Raw genomic sequence first — 18,078 nt, 5'->3', positions numbered from 1 at the left:
CAAAAAACAAAATAGTCAGGAGCAATGCTCCGTGCCTCATGCTGCGGGTCGGCCATCGACACTGCCCGCAGCGCTCCTTTTTCTAGCTCGACGCGGCCTCGGAGCGTTCGAAGGCCCCAACGAGTGTTTCCCGATCGACCCGGCCGTCGAGCGACCAGGGAATATGATCGACCGCCATGACCCGCACCGGCGGAAGCGTCGGATAGAAAGCCCGCAAGCCCTGGGCGAGACGCTCTGCATTGAACCCGGCAGACGAAGCCAGTGCGATGTTGATCCTGTTGCGCCCCGACTCATCGAGAGACAGGAAACTGCCCAACTCCCGCTGCCCCAGAATATCGCGCGCAATATCGTCGATCACGCCGAGATCGAATTTCTCGCCACCGATCGACACCAGATCATCGATACGGCCAATGACGCTGACCATTCCGTCGGCAGCGAGGCGACCACGATCACCGGGATAGAACCACCCCCCGGCAAAACGCCGTGACTGGCCGGTATCAGCATCCGCATACCCCCCGAGCAGACCCGAGCTCCTGATCCGGATGATTCCCTCCTGCCCAGTGGCAAGCGTGTTCCCTTCGGCATCGACAATCTGAAGCGTGACCCATGGTAGCACAGTCCCGACCGCCTCGTCCGTGTCAAAACCCGACGCCACTCCCTGGGCGAGAGCGCCGCATTCATCCGTGCCATAAGCCGAGACGACATGAGGGGTAAGCGTCGCGAGTGCCTTGTCACGCAGGACGCGATTGAGACGCCCGCCCGTCACGATCAGTCTGAGCGTGTCGAGGGCGCGCATGCCCGGTGGGAGAACCTCGAGGATATGCGCCAGATGGCCGGGCGTGACCACAGCAACTGTCGGTATCTTGCGGGCGATGAGAATACCGATATCGGTATGACTCACAAAATTCAGCGGCGAGCCGGAACACAAGCCGCTGCACCCCACGACAAACCCCGAAAGCGAGATCACGCCGATGGTGGAGAGGACATGCGGCTGGGCTGCGGCGCTCGCACCGAGCGCGCGGTCCTGCAGCATCATATGCAGGATGGCCATCTCAGCCTGACGGAAGCTCATGGCGAGCACACGGCGCTCCGCATCCGTCCCCGCCGCGATTGCATAACGGCAGACCGCGTCGGGATCGATGGCGTGATTTACCCACTCCGCCTTGGTCTGACGCACCTTGGCAAGCCATGCCTCGCTGATTTCGAGAACCTGGATATCCTGTAGCGACAGCCCGCCCATCGAGATGATGATATCAGGCTCGAGAAGCTGGACATCGCGCAGGAACGAAGGGTTGGAACTCTCTGGTAATGAGGCGCTGGCCAGACCAAGGGAGGCAAGGGACAGGATCAGCACCCAATGCCAATACAGATTGCCGCAATGGATACCAACGAGCTTCGGTTCAGCCTCACGAAGCTTGGACAAGGCCTGCGTGACGACGGTGACATCGCGATCGAGCTGTCCGAAGGTCCAGTCCTGAGCGAGGCTGTCAAACGCGAGGGATTGCGGATTCTGCCTGGCATATTGCAAGGCCATGACGTGAAACATGAAAAGACAATCCCTGAACGCAAACGGGGCGGCCATGAAGACCGCCCTGGGTTCCCCAGACGCGAAGACCCCGATTGAACCAAGGAACTCAGCCGACCTGAGCTCCGCATAGCTGGGCGGGGGATTGAACCAGATAGGGCCCCCCGGCCAGGATTTCGATGGCGACAATACAGACCGCTTCGGACTGACGGTCGCTCAAGTCAAGAAGGGCGGAACCTGTGGTCCAGCGCTGATGACCATCCTCAATATTTGACCATCCTTCAAGACATTCATCCGTCAGATGATCGGCAAGGTAGCGCGTCCGGTCGGCTTCCCAGATCTGGATATCCCCCACGAGAACGCCGAGATGACGGCGATCGTCATGGAAAGGTCCGATCACATCAGCGGGACGCGACACCCGCGATACGATACGTACGCGCTTTGCATCGGGCGGCAGCATGAAGACGCTGGAGCGATTGACCACGCGCATACAGCGCATGATGCGTCCCTTCTCGTCCATCAGATGCAGATCGGGGTCTTCCGTGACTTCGGGTGCCTGGACGAAGCTGCCCAGATTGAGCGCAGCGGCACGATGGGCAAGCGAAGCATGAACTGGCTCAACGAAGCTGCGATCAACACGAAGCGGCGCTGCGCCGTCCCCCTCCCAGCTGGATTCCGGCGCATTCATCAGATGCACGACGGCACCGGTCTGCGAAAATCTCTTGCGGTCACCCGTATCGAGATAGCTCTCGCTCAGCGCTCCATCCGCCCAGATGATCGAATGCTTGTCCGTTTCGACATGATAATAATCGAAATGCGTCACACTGCGATCATAGTAAATGCTGCGTCCGTTGACGAGCATACGCGCCGGAACAAAGGCGCCGTTCAGATACATCGCATGCTCGGGCGTGACGAGCAGATCCTTGTGAGGCACGTTATCTCCCAGCGCGTTGCGCAGGATACGCACTGGATAACCAGCCTCGTCATCATCGAGCCATGTACGGACGATGGTTGAACGATGCCCAAGCCACACGATTTCGCGGTACACCGCCTCGCCATCGACATATGCAGCAACCCGATCTCCCACAACGAGATCCTCAACCGCAATCTCCCCGCGATCCGTGCGGATCAACGTACCGCTCAGATAGCACTTGTCATAGACGATGATGGTGCTGCCGTCGGCCGGGTCACGCTCGAGATGGTAATCAGTCGCTGCATTGCCCTTCGTGCCGTGAACCTCACTGCTCCAGAGAATATTTCCTCCGGCATCAATGATACTGATGGTGTTATTGCCGTAAACGATGCGCTGACCGTCATTCCAGCCCAGCGTATCGACGTCGATACGTCCCTTCCATCCGATCGTAATGCCCTTGAGCACGGCTCCCGATTGCACGACCAGCAATCCACCGACTTCGTTTTCTCCCTCGCAGATGCCCGAGATCACCGCATTGACGAGTGTCGCCCCCGAATTGACGGTCAGGGTTCCACCGGCCGCTATCTGTGCGCTGACGAGATAAGCCTGGGTTTCAAGTGTCGCGGCAGCCGCTGCTGCGACGGCGAGCCCATTCAGATTGGCACCCGCATTGGCCAGCAGGCTGCCTCCCGATCCGAGGGTTGCGTTGAGTGTAAGCGCGCCGGAGCCGACATGGATCAGACCACCGGCAGAGGCGATGCTGCCACTGGCATAGGCGCCGGCCCCCAGAAGCTGCGTGCCTGCGCTGAAGATTGTCCCAAGGGATGTCCCACCGGAGGAGACGAACTGCTTGCCGCCTACGATACTGCCAATATCTGTCCCACCACTTGCAAGCGCTTCTGTCGATCCGATATCGAACCGGCTCGCCGAGATCACGCCTGGTCCGATGAAGGATTGCCCCTTGAGGGTGAAACCGCCCCCGGCGAGACCGACGCCGCCCGCCTGCACATGCGCGTCGACCACAAGACCGGGAGAACCGCCGTAATTGGACATCTTGCTGGCCAGCACGCCGCCCTGAGCGCCCACTGTTACACCGCTGACCACGCCGTCATTGATGGCCGCAAACCCGCCACTATTATAGGCCGTTCCGCCAGCGACCAGACCCTTGCCACCTGCAAGCACCACACCGCCTGAAACGGCCGTGGCACCATAGGCAACGGATGCGGCTGAGGCGATCAGCATGGCGGGATTATTTGTGCCCCCGGCGCCGAAACCCGCAACATAAGTATTGGTCGTGGTGTATTTTTTCTCGGTAGTAATCAGTGTCGCGCCGCTCAACACCCGATAGGTCGTGGGCCCGGTCTTGTTAACCGATGCATTGCCACTCATGCCGGTAGAGGTAATACCCATGTGCCAGTTTCCCCGCCAGGAACGCCACATATGCAGCTGGTTCACGCGATCTCTGCCAGTGAGACGGCATAAATCGCCTCAACTCTGTACAGGATGCCCAACGCGCTATGCATTCGTTCATTAATACTTAACAACCAAGCACCTGACACAAGAAAAGGGACAAGCAACGATACGATATATAAGGTTTTACTATACTCAGATTACCTCAATGATTTGTATATGACAAACATGCTCTGTCATGCTCGACTAACCCTCTATTTTAGCAAGGATATTTCCGAACAAAGCCTGGGCGTCTTCGGACGGCAAACCGGCCGAAAGCACGCAAAAAAAATCGTGAAGATATTGTAAAAAGCCAAACTATACCGGGAGCGCGCGAGTAAACGCCCCGCTCGCAAAGACAGAAACAGTCAAGATTGCGCTCTTGCAGCGGAGTCCCACATGCCGGGAAGAAGGGGCGTGCTTCCCCTTTTCCCAACACAGTCAATCGATGAAAAAATCAGCCAGCGATAGCCTTGGGGGCCACCAGAGTGTCTTTTATCGGATAGGGGCCACCGGCCAGCACTTCGATGGAGAGCATTGCGGCGTCGCCGGTCTGCACCGTCGCAAGAGGCAAGAGTGCATTTCCGGTCGTCCAGCGCTTTGCGCCCTCCGCGAGGCACGCCCAACCCGACACGGCCTCCTCACCCAGATGCGCGGTGATCTGACGGGTTTCTCCCGCCTCCCAGACCTGGATTTCCCCGACCAGAACGCCCAGATGGCGACGATCGTCAACGAAGGCACCGATCATGTCCACCGGACGCGCGACACGCGACACGAGGCGCAGCGCGCTTGCAGTGGCCGGGACCATGAATACGTAGGCGCGATTTACCTTGCGGATTGCACGGATGACATGCCCATCCTGATCTACGAGATGCAGATCCGGTTCGTCCGTGGTCAACACCTCAGAGCTCGCTGTATCGCAACCGAGGGCATCAGCGCGCGCTACCAGCGAAGCGTGGATAGGCTCCACGAACTCGCGCTCGGTGCGCAGAGGGGCTGCGCCATGTTCCGCCCAGTCCCGCGCAGGCGCGTTGAGCAGGTGCACGACCGGGCTCCCCTGATAGAAGAGATCGCGATCACCCGTATCCAGGTAGCTCTCGCTCAACGCGCCATCCGACCAGAGGATCGAATGCGCGTCGGTCTCAATATGATAGAAATCGAACTGAGGGATGCTGTGATCGTAGAAAATGCTGCGTCCATTGACCAGCATACGGGCCGGCACAAAGGCACCGTCCAGATACATGGCGTGTTCCGGCGTCACCAGAAGGTCCTTGTGAGGAACATTTTCACCGAGCGCGTTGGCCAGGATGCGCACGGGATAACCCGCTTCATCCTCCGGCAGATTGGGTCGTACGCTCGTCGAGCGGCGGCCGGTCCAGATGATCTCGCGCATGACTTCCGCCCCATCGACGAAGGCGACCACGCGATCGCCGACGACGAGATCCTCAACCGGGACCTCTCCGTGATCGGTGCGGATCATCGTGCCCTTCAGGAAGCATTTGTCATAGACAAGGATCATGCTCCCGTCGTTCGGGTCTCTCTCGAGATGAAAATCCTTGTCGACCGTGCTTGAACCACCCGTCACATAGCCGTCCCAAAGCAGATTACCGGCGGCATCCGTGATCATCACATCATTGGTCGAATAGTAAATTTGAGCCCCGGAGACATATTGGACGCTGTCGATATCGAGGCGGCTCTTCCAGCCCATCGAGGTCACACCGCTCAGCACAGCCCCGGAATGCAGGACGAGCAAGCCTCCAGCGCCCACGCCTGAAGCGCCGGAGGTGATACCCTGTATCACGCCGTTCACGAGCGTGGCGCCCGAGTTCAGGGTCAGGGTGCCGCCTCCTGCAATGGTCGCTCCAGAAACGATCGCCAGACGGTCAGCAGTCGCTGCGGCGGCAGCCTGGACCTGCAACCCGTTAACCCGGCCAGCCATATTGACATGAAGCGATCCTGCCGAGCCGATGACCAGGCCTACACCAGTTCCTCCGGAATAGACCTCGATGCGCCCGCCGGCCGAAGCAATCGCACCACTCGCGATTCCCCCATTCGAGACAAGCTGTGTCCCCGCGCTGAAGATGGATTTGAGCGCCACACCACCAGAGGACACGATCTGGGTACCGCCAATCACGCTCCCTGCATCCGTTCCAGCCGAAACGAGAATTTCGGTCGAGCCAACATCGAATTTCCCGCCGGAGATGATGCCCGCCCCCGCGAAGGCCTGTCCCTTGATGGTGAAACCACCACCCGCAAGCGCATAACCTCCCGCTTGCACATGGGTGTTCAGAACAATACCAGCACCACCATCACCGTACCCCGCGACCATTGACGCAAGGACGCCGCCATTCGAGCCGATCGTTGCGCCATTCACGGTGCCTCCGTTGGCCGCCGCGAAAGAACCACTATCGAACGCGGTCCCTCCCATGGTGACACCTTTGTTGACCGCCATGTTGACGCCACCAAAGCCGACCGTGGAGCCTGAAGTGATGCCGCCAGCAGAAGCAAGAAGGAGGGCCGGATAATTTGTGCCACCAGATTGCCCTGGTATCGAACCCGAGTTGTCGGGACCGTTTCCAAATCCCGAGACAATCGCGCCGTTGGTGACAAATCCCGCGTCTTGCACAACAAGCGTTGCACCGCTCAGGACCTGATAGATCCCGCCGCTGCTGATGATCTTTGCGCCGGTCGCCGAACCGATGGAAGTGATAGCCATATGAACCTCTCAAGATATCCGGTTCGATGTGCTCTGCCATCGGCCAGGAGGCGCGATGAGATCTTTCGCCTGAGCGTCGATAAACCGGGACGGACTCCGGGGAGTTGCCCCAGAATCGTGTTGCTTATTAACAAACACGCATCTCATGCGGCGGCGCAAAGCACAATGGGTAATTGTTTGGTAAATACAATCAACTTTTCGACAGAGAGTGACGAATACATTTCTTTGTTTCTCCCATTCATGTTTTGACATCATCTATGTCGTCATTTCGTTGTGAATACCACGTAAAACCGACGACCGATTTTGTTAATCTGAAACAGGGCACCGTTAAATATCGGGAAACGCTACACCGATTTTTTTCAACTACGGTGAGAATTTCCTAATTCGCCCCTGGTGAAGCGGAATCATCAAGAAGGCCTCAAATCGAAGAGCCTCCGTCATATTTCCCATAGGCAAACAGCTCTTTCTCTGGTGACTTGTCGGTACGCGAATCTTTTGAGGATTCCTTCCCCCGGACTTGATAGAGTTCACACTGATGCTTGGTCACCTGCGCCACTCGGTCATTCGGCCCCTCGATTTCGCACTCTTCTCATGGCATGGAGGCGCACTTCCGGATCGGAGCGGACAGGGTCACCCCTGACCGGGAGAGATAGCGTTAATGCCTTCGAAAGGGCTTTGAAAATAATGGGCAAGATCGTCTTTCTGAACCCTTTCAGCCCGGATGCCACCTATGGTGGCGTGAAGGTGACCTATCAGCACGCCGAGATTCTGGCGAAATCCGGGTACGAGGTTGCGGTCTATCAGCCGGCAGGACGGCCGAGCTGGATCGATATCTCTGACCGACTCAATGTATGCGCCGATTTCGAGGCCGAACCGGATGATGTTCTGGTATTCCCGGAGGTCCTGCATGAATTCATGCTGGAAATCGCGCAGGCCCCCTTCCCCGGCAAGAAAGTCCTGTTTTGCCAGAATCCGTTCTACCTCTACAGCTACAACTTCAGCGGACGGGATCTGAGCGATATGGGTTTCTCCCATTTCATCGTGCCGGGACGAGAGACAGCGCAATCCCTTTCTTCCGTGCTCGGCGTGCCGAAGGTTCACGTTATCCCGAACTCGGTCGATACCAATCTGTTCTATCCGCGCCAGAAGCATCTGTGCATCGCAACCAATCCCCGCAAGTGGCCGGGCGAAGGCGGGAATTCCCCTCTCGCTCCGCTTCTCATGTCGATGTTGCGACTCAAATATCCGGAAACTGCCGATGTTCCCTGGCTGATGCTCGAAAACATGACACAACGTCAGGTGGCCGAGGCTATGGGAGGCGCCGCCATTTTCCTGGCCCTGTCCCGACAGGAGGCCTTGCCCCTCACGCCACTCGAGGCGATGGCGTCGCGCTGCGCGCTGGTGGGGTTTCACGGCACCGGGGGCAAGGACTACGCCACGCATAGAAATGGTTACTGGTTCTCGCCCGAAGAATGTGAGGAAATTGTCGATTGCCTCGCAACACTGATCTACGACATGAAACATCACTCACCGCGCATTGACAGAATGCTTCATGAAGCTGAAAAGACCGCGAGTCAGTATTCGGTAAGCGCGACATATCAGGCCGTCTTGCAGGTTTATGGCGAGATATGCGCCCATTTCGGTCCCCGGATGTAAGGCGGACAGTCAAGAGCGGAAATCATGGATAGCACGCCAAGTCAGGCTGGCCCTGAAGGAATCAGGTTCGATTTTCAGGATGGATGCCGCATCAGCCTTCCCCATGGCGAGTGGCATGCGGAGATACGGGATGTGGCCACGCAGACGCTCCTGTTTGCGCAGGCGAATACCGGCGGCCTTGTCAGCAGCAGCAAGAAATACTTCGTTCCGTTTTCTCTGCGCGTTTCACGCAATGGCGTCACGGTTCTCGACCATGAACTCGATCTGACCGACCGCGACATTCTGATCGACATGCATCTGGGCGGCATCGGTGACCATCTTGCCTGGATGGGCCATGTCGAGGCTTTCGCCCAGGCTCATCGCTGTCATGTGCATTGCCTTGTGCGGCCCGGATTGTCCGAACTGTTTGTCGGCGCCAATCCACGCCTGAGCATCACCGAAGATCAGTCCATCCTCGATCGCCCCTTTTACGCGCGCTACAAGGTCCTGATCTTTTTCAACGACATCAATCGCGACCATCAGCCGACGGATTACCGGCAGGTCGGACTGGCCGTATCAGGGGCCTATATTCTTGGCCTTCCTGCGAAGGAACGCCTGCCCTCCATCCGCTTGGCCGAAGGGGGGCGTCCGATTGCGGAGCCCTATGTCTGTATTGCCACCCAGGCGACGGGACATAACAAATACTGGAATAACCCGTATGGCTGGTCCAACCTCGTCAAACATCTGAAGGAGAAAGGTTATCGCGTGATCTGTATCGATCGCGACCGCGTAGCCGGTAATGGTACGATCTGGCACCATATTCCGTATGGAGCCGAGGACATGACCGGTGCCCTTCCACTCAGTGAGCGCGCGCGGTGGCTGGCTCACGCCGATTTTTTCGTAGGCCTTTCGAGCGGGCTTTCCTGGCTCGCCTGGGCATCGGGCTGCCCCGTGGTGATGATCAGCGGTTTTACCGAGCCGTTCAACGAGTTCGAAACCCCCTATCGCATCATCAACCGGCATGTGTGCAATAGCTGCTCCAATGACGTGACAATAGAATTCGAGCGGGTCAATTACATGTGGTGTCCGCGCCATGCGAATACGGAGCGCGATTTCGAATGCACGAAGATGATCTCTTATGAGCAGGTCGCCCAGACGGTGGACCGCCTGATCGCCGAAAGAGAATCAGCAGGAGTGTCGACCCCACGCCCCTCTCCGGGAATGGCACAGCCATGCGATAGCCTGGATACCCAGCCGCCGTACGCACCTGAAGACAGGCTGGATGTCCCTGGGCAGGTACGGTCATGAGCAAGATTGATTCAATCATCGACTCCATCCTGAATTTCGACCCTCAGGGAGGCACCGACGCAGCCGCGCCGAACGAGAACGCGCCCCCTGTCCAGATCGCTGAAGCTGCCGCATCAGGGTCTGACAGCGCCGCACCGATCAGCGCGCCCTCGTCTGGGGGGCAGCCCGTCTCGGTCGCATCACCCTCGAACACGGCTTTTCCTGATCCAGCCCCCCATCCGACACAGCGGGAAGCCCATGGCATCGCCTTTGACTTCAACGCAGGGGCTCGCATCAGCGTCCCGGCCGGACGCTGGCATGTCACCCTGACCGATATGGAAAGATCGGTCTGTCTTTACAGCGACGCCGCCAGCAACTGCATGATCCTGGGGTCGAAGAAATACTTCATCCCCGCACGTATCGAAGTCCGATCGCTTGATGATGACAGCATCGTCGTCGTTCACGAATATGACTGCCGTGATCGCGAGGTCGCGATACTCTTGCCCGGCAGCACGTTGGGCGATGCAGTTGGCTGGTTTTCCTACGCTGTGAAGTTCCAGCAAAAACACGCTTGCCGCCTCACTGTCGCCATGAGTGACGCGGCGTGCAAACTCTTCGCAGGGCAGTATCCGGGCATACGCTGTTGCAGCTTTGCCGAATATGAGGCGAACCGGGAAAATTTCTACGCCACCTATTATATCGGTCTGTATTTTCAGGACGAGGCGCATGACTGGCAGCCATCGGATTTCCGTCTTGTAGGGCTTCATCGCACGGCCGCGCATATCCTCGGCGTCGATGACAGCGAGACCCCTCCGCGCATCAATCAATGGCCGGTAACGGAGCGGCCAATCGAACAGCCTTACGTGGTAATCGCCACGCAGGCGTCGAGCCAGTGCAAATACTGGAATAATCCGTTCGGATGGGCCACGGTCATCCAGCGCCTCAAGGAAATGGGTTATGAAGTGGTCTGTATCGACCGTGAGGCGATCAGCGGCCACAGAAACCATTGGAATTACATGCCTCATGGGGTTCGGGACGAAACCGGAGCGCGCCCCCTGACCGAACGGGCATACTGGTTGCGCCATGCCGCCTTTTTTATCGGGTTGTCCAGCGGGCTCTCCTGGCTTGCCTGGGCGGCGGGAACACCGGTGGTGATGATAAGCGGCTTCACACACCCGTCGAACGAGTTTCACACGCCCTATCGCGTGTTCAACCCGCATGTCTGCAATAGCTGCTGGCATGACGTGAGGACGCCTTTCGAGCACGGTAATCTGCTGTTCTGCCCACGCCACGCCGATACCTCGCGGCATTTCGAGTGCACCCGACTCATCATGCCCGAACACGTGATCTCCCATTGCGAAGCGCTCCACCATCAACTGACCGATGGCGCGCCTGCGTGAGCAGGCCTCTCGCCCCTCCGGTCTCAGATCTCAGCAAACAGGCCCTATAGAATGTATGAAGAAGATCAGGCGATTGTCGGCGCGGAGTCATGGAAGCAGCGCACCCTGGTCGATCTGCTGGAATTCAGAAGACTCACCAGGAAGGACAATCCAATCTTCCTTTTTCTCGGCGATGGGGAAAACATCACCGACAGGCTCAGCGCCGAAGAACTCCACAACCGGGCGTCACTGGCCGGAGCCCACCTGGCGCGCCTGCTCCCGTCAGGCGCGCGCGTCATCCTGCTTTTCGAAAACGGTCTGGATTATATCGTCGCTTTCTTTGCCTGCCTGTATGCCGGGCACATTCCGGTCTCGGGAATCTATCCCAGCGCTATCGGTGCAAGCGAACGCTTTAGCTTCATCCTGCAGGACAGCGGCGCGCAGGCCGTTCTGGGCAAGCGCGACACGCTCACCCTGTTCCATCTACCCGACGCCAACGCGGTCAAGTGGATCCCTCTCGAGAGCGCCCTGAATGCTCCCCGGCCTATCGCCCCCGCAGCACTGACATCGGACTCACTCGCTCTCGTGCAATATACGTCTGGCTCCACCGAAAACCCGAAAGGGGTATGCCTGAGCCACCGCAATATCTGCCATAACATTCATGCGCAGCTTATTTCGTTTCAATATCAGGATGATGATACCGGTCTGAGCTGGCTGCCATTCACCCATGACATGGGGCTGGTGGGCGCCGTATTACCGGCTCTGGCTGCGGGAAATCCCTTCTACTTCATGGCACCCGACAAATTTATCGAGAAGCCCTCGCGTTGGCTCGAGGCAATCAGCCGCTATGACGTCACCATTTCTGGCGGCCCTGATTTCGCCTATCGCTATTGCGCACGCCTGTCGGGCGAAGAGATTTCGCCCCGCTGGGATTTTTCGCGCTGGAACATCGCCTTTAACGGTTCTGAGAATATCAGCCCCGATACCCTGGAAAAATTCAGTGCCGCTTTTGGCCCGATGGGTTTCAAGAGCGCGGCGTTCTACCCCTGCTACGGACTGGCGGAAAATGCGCTTCTGGTGACATCAGGACGCAAGGGGCATGGCGTCTCCCTGGTATCGTTCGATCGTCTCGCGCTCAGCAACGGCGAGGCAGTCGTGACCGGCACTGATGACGCCGATGCTGTTACGGTACTCGCCAGTTGCGGGACCGCGCATGAAGACCAGCATGTCCATATCGTGGATCCGGAATTGCAGGTTTTTCTTCCTGAAGGCAGGGTAGGAGAGATCTGGATTGATAGTCCCAGTGTGAGCGTCGGCTATCTCAACAATCCTCTGCGCAATGCCCAGTGTTTTGTCATCAAGGACGGCACCCGCTATCTCCGAACACAGGATTTCGGGTTTCTTCACGAGGGCGCATTGTTCCATGTCGGTCGGCTGAGCGAGAAATTCGCCTATGATGGGAATGTCTATTACACGAATGACATCGCAGTCTCTCTGAGCCAGGCAATGGATGGAGCACTCTGTGTCGTCGCTCCGCCCGAACTGCCAAAGCGGGACCTCCCCTGTCTAATGATCGAAACCGCGGATGATGCCCGCATCCCAGCCCTGCGTCAGGCCATGGCCGATACGATGAAAAGCTACCGTATCGATCGTTTCGCCTTTTATTTCATGCGCAAGGGCTTCGTCATCCGCACACCAAGCGGCAAGATCAGAGCCGACCTGACCCTCGGAAATATCTTGGCAGAGCCATCCTCCATCCTCGCCTCGGGTGACACACACACACCGATCGCAACTGGCATGACCCAGATGATCTGATCACAAGATTTTCCCGGTTCGGGCACAAAAAGAGAGCCGCGCGGGACGAGGCTGACGAAAGGAGACTGCGTCCCTGCCCTCTCTCACCGCCCGCACCTATGGGCGAGGATACGCTCACATTACGGATATTCGAGGATATTTGCCTTGTCCTCCAGGGGCAGGGTCCATTATGCACAGGGCACAGTACTTTGGATATCTGCCTCTGCGCCATGTCCGCGTACCGCGCTTGTGGGTGTGCTCACGATATGACATTCTTGGCGCCAGCTCGATCAGGCTGCGTTTTATCAATAATCAAAGGCACTCTGCAAAATGGCAGATAATACCTCAGACAAGATCTTGCACCAGATCGCGCAGGGAATTGCATCACTCAACGCCGAATCCGCGCCGATCATCTTTGCCGATAACGTTCCCGTCTATGGTCATGTCGGCGGAATCATCACCGTCACTCTTGCAGCGGAGCGCCCCCACGGCAATGAGATCGTCATCGCCCCGACCGCCCACCTGCGTCTGACCCCCAAAGCAGCCAAGCTTCTGGCAGAGTCCATTCTGAAGGCCTTCGCCATGGGTGAACGCAAGGAAGCGTCGGTCAACTGAGTCAGGGCGGAACCGGAACAGGCCCTGCAAGCCAGATACGTTTGCCGGGCGCTGGACACGGCACTCTTGCCGGCTAGCCGCAGCGCTCCCGCCCTGGTCAATCGCCCTTCGGACTCAGTCCAGCCTGCGCGGATTCCAGCCTTTGCAGATTGAGGCCTGCCGCCCTATCGCCGCAGGTCATGCCGGCCTCGTAATAGGCACGGGCATGGTCGATGTTGGCGGGAACACTGCCAAACCCCTCCTCATGGAGCAACCCCAGCATGTTGAAGGCCTTGCCTATGCCCCGGCGCGCCGCTTCAACATAGGCATCATGCGCGCGCGCAGGATCGCATGGAACGCCTTGCCCGGTGAGGTGGAGATCGGCAAGATTGTAGAAAGCCCATCCTTCTCCTCCTGCTGAAGCAGCCTCGAAGCAGGCTATGGCGCGTTCCAGATCGCGCGGCGTTCCCCAACCGCGCTCATAAGCGCGTCCCAGCATATTGAGTGCAGCCGGATGCGCCGACTGCGCGGCCTGAGCAAAAAGCCGGAATGCTTCATGCCTCTCTCCTCGGTCCAGATGCCATTGGGCCAGATAGAGCGCAGCTTTCAGACGCTCATCGAGAACTGGCGCAGGATGTGGAAGCGACATCGTCAGACCGCTCTCTTCGCCTCCAATCTCTTCCGTTACGGAAGGCGGGGCCGGTTTCGCGACTGTCATGCATCGGGCCTTGTCATGTGCAGAAGGGGAATGGTCTTGCGACCACTCCCCTTCTGCGCGCTCTTCCCTGCCCGAAGGCCGGTCGAGCCCATATCATCTGATCAGAAGCGCAGGCCGACCGAGCCGAGAAAGGTACGGCCCGAAAGCGGCACGGCACGCGAGGTCGAGAATGCCGAGGCGTAGTTGCGATGATTGGTCAGGTTATTGGCGTTGAACTGCACATGGTAATGCGAGATGTCGTAGGAAATCATGCCGTTGAGCGACACGTTATCCGGCATGCGCCCTGTGCGGCCTTCATTGGACCAGTAACCCGAGGAATACTGAACGCCACCACCAGCCTGCAACTTGCCGTTATTGGGCTTCAGGACCAGACGAGACACGTCATAGGTGCTCCAGACAGAGAGGCTGTTCGCCGGAAGCTGCGGGGCACGGTTACCGCCATAGAGCGCGCTGTTCGTGACCTTGCCGCCCATATAGGCATAGGAGCCATAGATCTCCCAGTCGCGGGTCAGCTTGCCGGTGGCGCTGACTTCGAGACCACGAATGCGACGGCCGGAGCCCGCATCCTGGAAACCGGTGATGATGTTGCCGTCATCGTCATAGGTGAAGGAGTTGTTCTGCTCGATCTGGAAGATCGCGCCAGTCACGCCGAGGCGCTTGTTGAAGAAGTCGGCCTTACCGCCCAGTTCGTAAAGATCGCTGCGCTGCGGCTTGAGATCGCGCCCATTGGCCGCCACGTCGCCGATGCTGGTCGAGCTCATGGTGAGTGAGGACACATCCGTACCGACAGGCTTATAGGACTGCGAGAAGGTGAAGTAGAAGGTCGTGTTCTCGAGCGGCTCATACATCAGGCTGGCCGACGGGCTGAACTTGTTCGATTTCTGCTTCTGCACACCGATCGCCGACTGGGCTGCGCTCCAATAGGTCGAGCGATAGTCGTCCCAGCGCACCGTGCCATAGACCGAGATCTGCTTGGTCAGATGGATCTTGTCAGCAAGGAACAGGCCCAGATCGCGAAAATCCGCCGTGCGGCTGCCCGTTGCCGGGAAGGTCAGCATCGTGCCCGGATATTCGAATTGCGGCGTACGGATCTTCTGGTTGTTCACCCGATTGATCCAGGTGCCGTAAAGGCGATCATCCTTGGTGTAGTTGATGTCGACACCGGCACGGATATCGTGGTGCATGAAGCCGGTCCGGAACTTGGAGTGACCCATGGTGACATTCTGCACGCCCCAACCGGCCTGATCATAGCCCATGCCGCCTCCGGCACCGTAGGCCAGTGTCGGATTGCCACCCGCGAGGAACGATGTCGCGCAGGCCCCGGAGCAGGCCGCGGGGGTCGTTGCTGCAAAATTGCGCGTGTAATGCGAGTAACGCGTATCGTTCGAGAGCGTCAGCCATTTGGCCAGTTCGGAAGCAAATTTCGAGGTAACCATGTGCACATTGCCCATGTCCCGGTCGAAATTGCGCGAATAATTCGTATTGCGCGGCAGGCCATATTCCGTGATCGGACGATAGGTCTTGCCGATCTGGATCATCGATACGCCGTAATCAGGGCGACCACGGCTGCCGAGCCACTGATAATTCAAATGCCAGGTGTTCTTGGTTCCCAGCCCGACACCCAGATCAGCCGCAGCGCCATAGCGATCACTGCGGACATTGTTCCGATCCGCCACCATCTGCTTGTTGTACATGCCGTTCACGCGAAGGGCGGTATGGGCGTTGATCTCGTAATTGGCATCGGCCGAACCGCGATACTGCATGCCGCTGCCAAAGGACTGATCGGCCCCGAACGCATTGCCGCTATGCGCCTTCTTGAGCGTCTGGTTGATCACGCCGCCCACATTGCCTGCACCGAAATACTGGCCGGACGGTCCCTTCACCACCTCGACGCTTTCTGTGTTGTAAACGTCGCGCACATAATTGCCGAAATCGCGCAGACCGTCCTCGTAGATATCGCCGCGTGCCTGCTGGCCACGGATGCGGAACTGGTTGCCGTTCATACCGCCATTGCCCTCACCCGCAGACATGGTGATGCCCGGAACGTTGGACAGCGCCTGATCGAGGGTGAAGAGTCGCTGCTCTTCGATCAACTGCTTGGGCACGACACTGACCGTCTGGGGCGTTTCACGCACATTATCCGGCATACGGCCGATATCGAGGGTCGTCGTGTTGGTGTTGAGCGTGTTGATCTGCTCCTTGCCATGCACGCGCACGGCAGGAAGAGCGATGGATTGCCCTTCGGCAGTCTTGGTGCCCGTAGCCGTCGTTTCCTGGGCCTCAGCTTCCTCAGCAGCACCCAGCCCCATGCCGGCGGTCAACGCCAGGAGAAGAAGTCGTTTCTGTTTTCCTGAGTATCCAGGGGAAAGCTTCGAGTGAAGCTCGCTATTCTTCTGCATCTCTCCGGGAAACGCGCAGTCTTCGGGCATATGATCCACCACAAATTCGTTTTCGATCACGAAGACAATCCGGCATGACCTCTGAAATGTTTTGACACAACAGGATCATCGTTGGGATCATTCTGTCGCATCCCTCTCCACCCGGAAGGAATACTCAGAATCACGGCGCACCGTCTTCGGCGACGTGTTTCTGCCATGTAACGCCGAGATGCAAACGATTCTTAAAATCTTTCTTAACTCGCGGTAAAACTGTGCTTTCACCGCCACAGTTCTCGATGCCGCAGTCAGGATTCAGATGAACTCGACATGCGTTTTGACCCCCAGCAAAAGCTGGTTACGCAATCCGGGCTGAAGACCCGGATTAATGTAATATTGGAGGTCAGGTGCGATGGAGACCCCCCGCCACACATGCATCTGATAGAAGGCCTCGATGACGCCCCCCCCATCCTGGGGGAAGCGCACATGTCGGGGTAGTTTGCCGTTACGACGCACCGCCTCACGCTGAGCATGCACGACAGAGCGCGAAACCTGTACCCAGGAAGCATTGACCCCGATCGCGTCCGCGGGGCGCGACTTGACCATGCCGCGCATCAGGAAACCCAAGGAATATTGCGCCTTGCGCAGTTGGGTGCGGGACGAATTCCAGTACGCCACGCCCAGTACGGTTAGGCCGGCATCCGGTCCCCTGCCCTGAAAGCGCCAGACCATCTGATCGGCCATGACCCATGCGGACCATGATCCCTTGAGGCGTCGCGGCGTCCCATCAGTCAGATAGAGGCTTTGCCCGCTCCCCGTCTGAAAAGGCGAGTCATGCCGCGCCGTATCATAGACAAACCCGATCTTGTACCGACCGGGCAACGCGCGTTTGCCGCCGCCATGGGGCGACCAGGCCAGTTCGACTGGTAGCGCCACACCATCGATTGTGGCCCCGTTGAACTTGAAGCCGGTACGCGTCTGGTGATGCGTATAAATGGCCTCGGTTTCAGTGAGATACACCCCCGCCTGCGCAATCAGAACATCGCTGATCTGCACGCGCGCACGGGTTGCCCAGTTCGACATGGGAAAAGCCGCATGCGCCTTGTTATCGGCAGCCGTTCTCGGATTGCCGCAGAACGAGGCATTCATGAAATTGCAATAGAGCGGGTTGGCCGAGAAATCGGACAGAAAGGTCATGCGTCCCGCCGCTGCATTAACGCGGTCATACAGCATGGATTTCTCGACATAGGCAGAGACAAGATGAATGACCACATTGCCCACCCCACCATAAGTGGCCTGACTGGGGGTGAGGTAATCGCCGAATTTATGACTCGTCGGGCTGCCATACCCACTGGCCAGCACGATATGGGTTGAAATGCCGCGTGCGCCCGCCAGACGCTCCCAGTCGATATCAGCCCCATAGGTCGCAATACCGACGTTCCCGACGCCTTTTTTCAATCCCTGATCCGGGGTGGGGGCATTGATCATGGCCTGCATCTCATTGGTATGCTGCACGTGAAGCATCACGCCGTGATCACGCAGGGAAGCGAGGCTTGTCAGAACTGTGCCGGAATCGGCATGAGCCGCTTTGATCTGCACCAGCCCGGTATACCCCGCGACAAGGCCCAGCCCGAACATCGCTCCGTGTCTTGCCCAGCGCCCCATTCTTCCTCTCCCCGACTTTATCGCCGCT

11 protein-coding genes are annotated in these 18,078 nt (G+C 58.2%); 5 read left to right on the top strand and 6 right to left on the bottom strand.

All coding sequences use genetic code 11. From position 1 onward, the window contains the following. Positions 1–82 precede the first annotated feature (82 nt). The 3 genes from WFJ47_RS09630 to WFJ47_RS09620 form a co-directional block, all read right to left on the bottom strand. Positions 83–1,582 (bottom strand): AMP-binding protein, encoded by a 1,500-nt coding sequence (locus WFJ47_RS09630; protein WP_336762614.1) that lies wholly within the window; start codon positions 1,580–1,582, stop codon positions 83–85. A 52-nt stretch (positions 1,583–1,634) separates the two neighbouring features. Next, positions 1,635–3,848: a Hint domain-containing protein gene (locus WFJ47_RS09625; RefSeq protein WP_336762612.1), complete on the bottom strand. Its 2,214-nt coding sequence runs from the start codon at positions 3,846–3,848 to the stop codon at positions 1,635–1,637. A gap of 496 nt (positions 3,849–4,344) precedes the next feature. Continuing rightward, positions 4,345–6,603 (bottom strand): Hint domain-containing protein, encoded by a 2,259-nt coding sequence (locus WFJ47_RS09620; protein ID WP_336762610.1) that lies wholly within the window; start codon positions 6,601–6,603, stop codon positions 4,345–4,347. A 684-nt stretch (positions 6,604–7,287) separates the two neighbouring features. Here WFJ47_RS09620 and WFJ47_RS09615 point away from each other — a divergent pair. The 5 genes from WFJ47_RS09615 (at position 7,288) to WFJ47_RS09595 (ending at position 13,313) form a co-directional block, all read left to right on the top strand. Then, positions 7,288–8,259 (top strand): glycosyltransferase family 4 protein, encoded by a 972-nt coding sequence (locus WFJ47_RS09615; RefSeq protein ID WP_336762608.1) that lies wholly within the window; start codon positions 7,288–7,290, stop codon positions 8,257–8,259. A 24-nt stretch (positions 8,260–8,283) separates the two neighbouring features. Continuing rightward, the gene (locus tag WFJ47_RS09610) at positions 8,284–9,546 is read left to right on the top strand and encodes an autotransporter strand-loop-strand O-heptosyltransferase (RefSeq protein ID WP_336762607.1); all 1,263 of its coding nucleotides are present in this window, start codon (positions 8,284–8,286) and stop codon (positions 9,544–9,546) included. After that, positions 9,543–10,925 (top strand): autotransporter strand-loop-strand O-heptosyltransferase, encoded by a 1,383-nt coding sequence (locus tag WFJ47_RS09605; RefSeq protein WP_336762606.1) that lies wholly within the window; start codon positions 9,543–9,545, stop codon positions 10,923–10,925. The genes WFJ47_RS09610 and WFJ47_RS09605 overlap by 4 nt, the downstream gene beginning before the upstream one ends. Before the next feature lie 51 nt (positions 10,926–10,976). Further along, the gene (locus WFJ47_RS09600) at positions 10,977–12,719 is read left to right on the top strand and encodes an AMP-binding protein (protein WP_336762604.1); all 1,743 of its coding nucleotides are present in this window, start codon (positions 10,977–10,979) and stop codon (positions 12,717–12,719) included. Between the two features lie 309 nt (positions 12,720–13,028). Continuing rightward, complete coding sequence (locus tag WFJ47_RS09595; protein WP_336762602.1) at positions 13,029–13,313, top strand: hypothetical protein; 285 nt, start codon at positions 13,029–13,031, stop codon at positions 13,311–13,313. A 97-nt stretch (positions 13,314–13,410) separates the two neighbouring features. Here WFJ47_RS09595 and WFJ47_RS09590 read toward each other — a convergent pair whose 3' ends face one another. The 3 genes from WFJ47_RS09590 to WFJ47_RS09580 form a co-directional block, all read right to left on the bottom strand. Next, positions 13,411–14,010 carry a tetratricopeptide repeat protein gene (locus WFJ47_RS09590; protein WP_336762600.1) on the bottom strand — a complete coding sequence of 200 codons (600 nt, stop codon included), beginning with the start codon at positions 14,008–14,010 and terminating at the stop codon, positions 13,411–13,413. 101 nt (positions 14,011–14,111) lie between these two features. After that, the gene (locus WFJ47_RS09585; RefSeq protein WP_408868646.1) at positions 14,112–16,409 is read right to left on the bottom strand and encodes a TonB-dependent receptor; all 2,298 of its coding nucleotides are present in this window, start codon (positions 16,407–16,409) and stop codon (positions 14,112–14,114) included. A gap of 291 nt (positions 16,410–16,700) precedes the next feature. Further along, the gene (locus WFJ47_RS09580; protein ID WP_336762598.1) at positions 16,701–18,023 is read right to left on the bottom strand and encodes a carbohydrate porin; all 1,323 of its coding nucleotides are present in this window, start codon (positions 18,021–18,023) and stop codon (positions 16,701–16,703) included. Positions 18,024–18,078 lie beyond the last annotated feature (55 nt).

Origin of the sequence: Asaia sp. VD9 (assembly GCF_037150015.1) — a bacterium.
Classification (GTDB): domain Bacteria; phylum Pseudomonadota; class Alphaproteobacteria; order Acetobacterales; family Acetobacteraceae; genus Asaia.
Note: the sequence above shows the minus strand (reverse complement) of the source record. Positions and strands in the feature narration are given on the sequence as shown.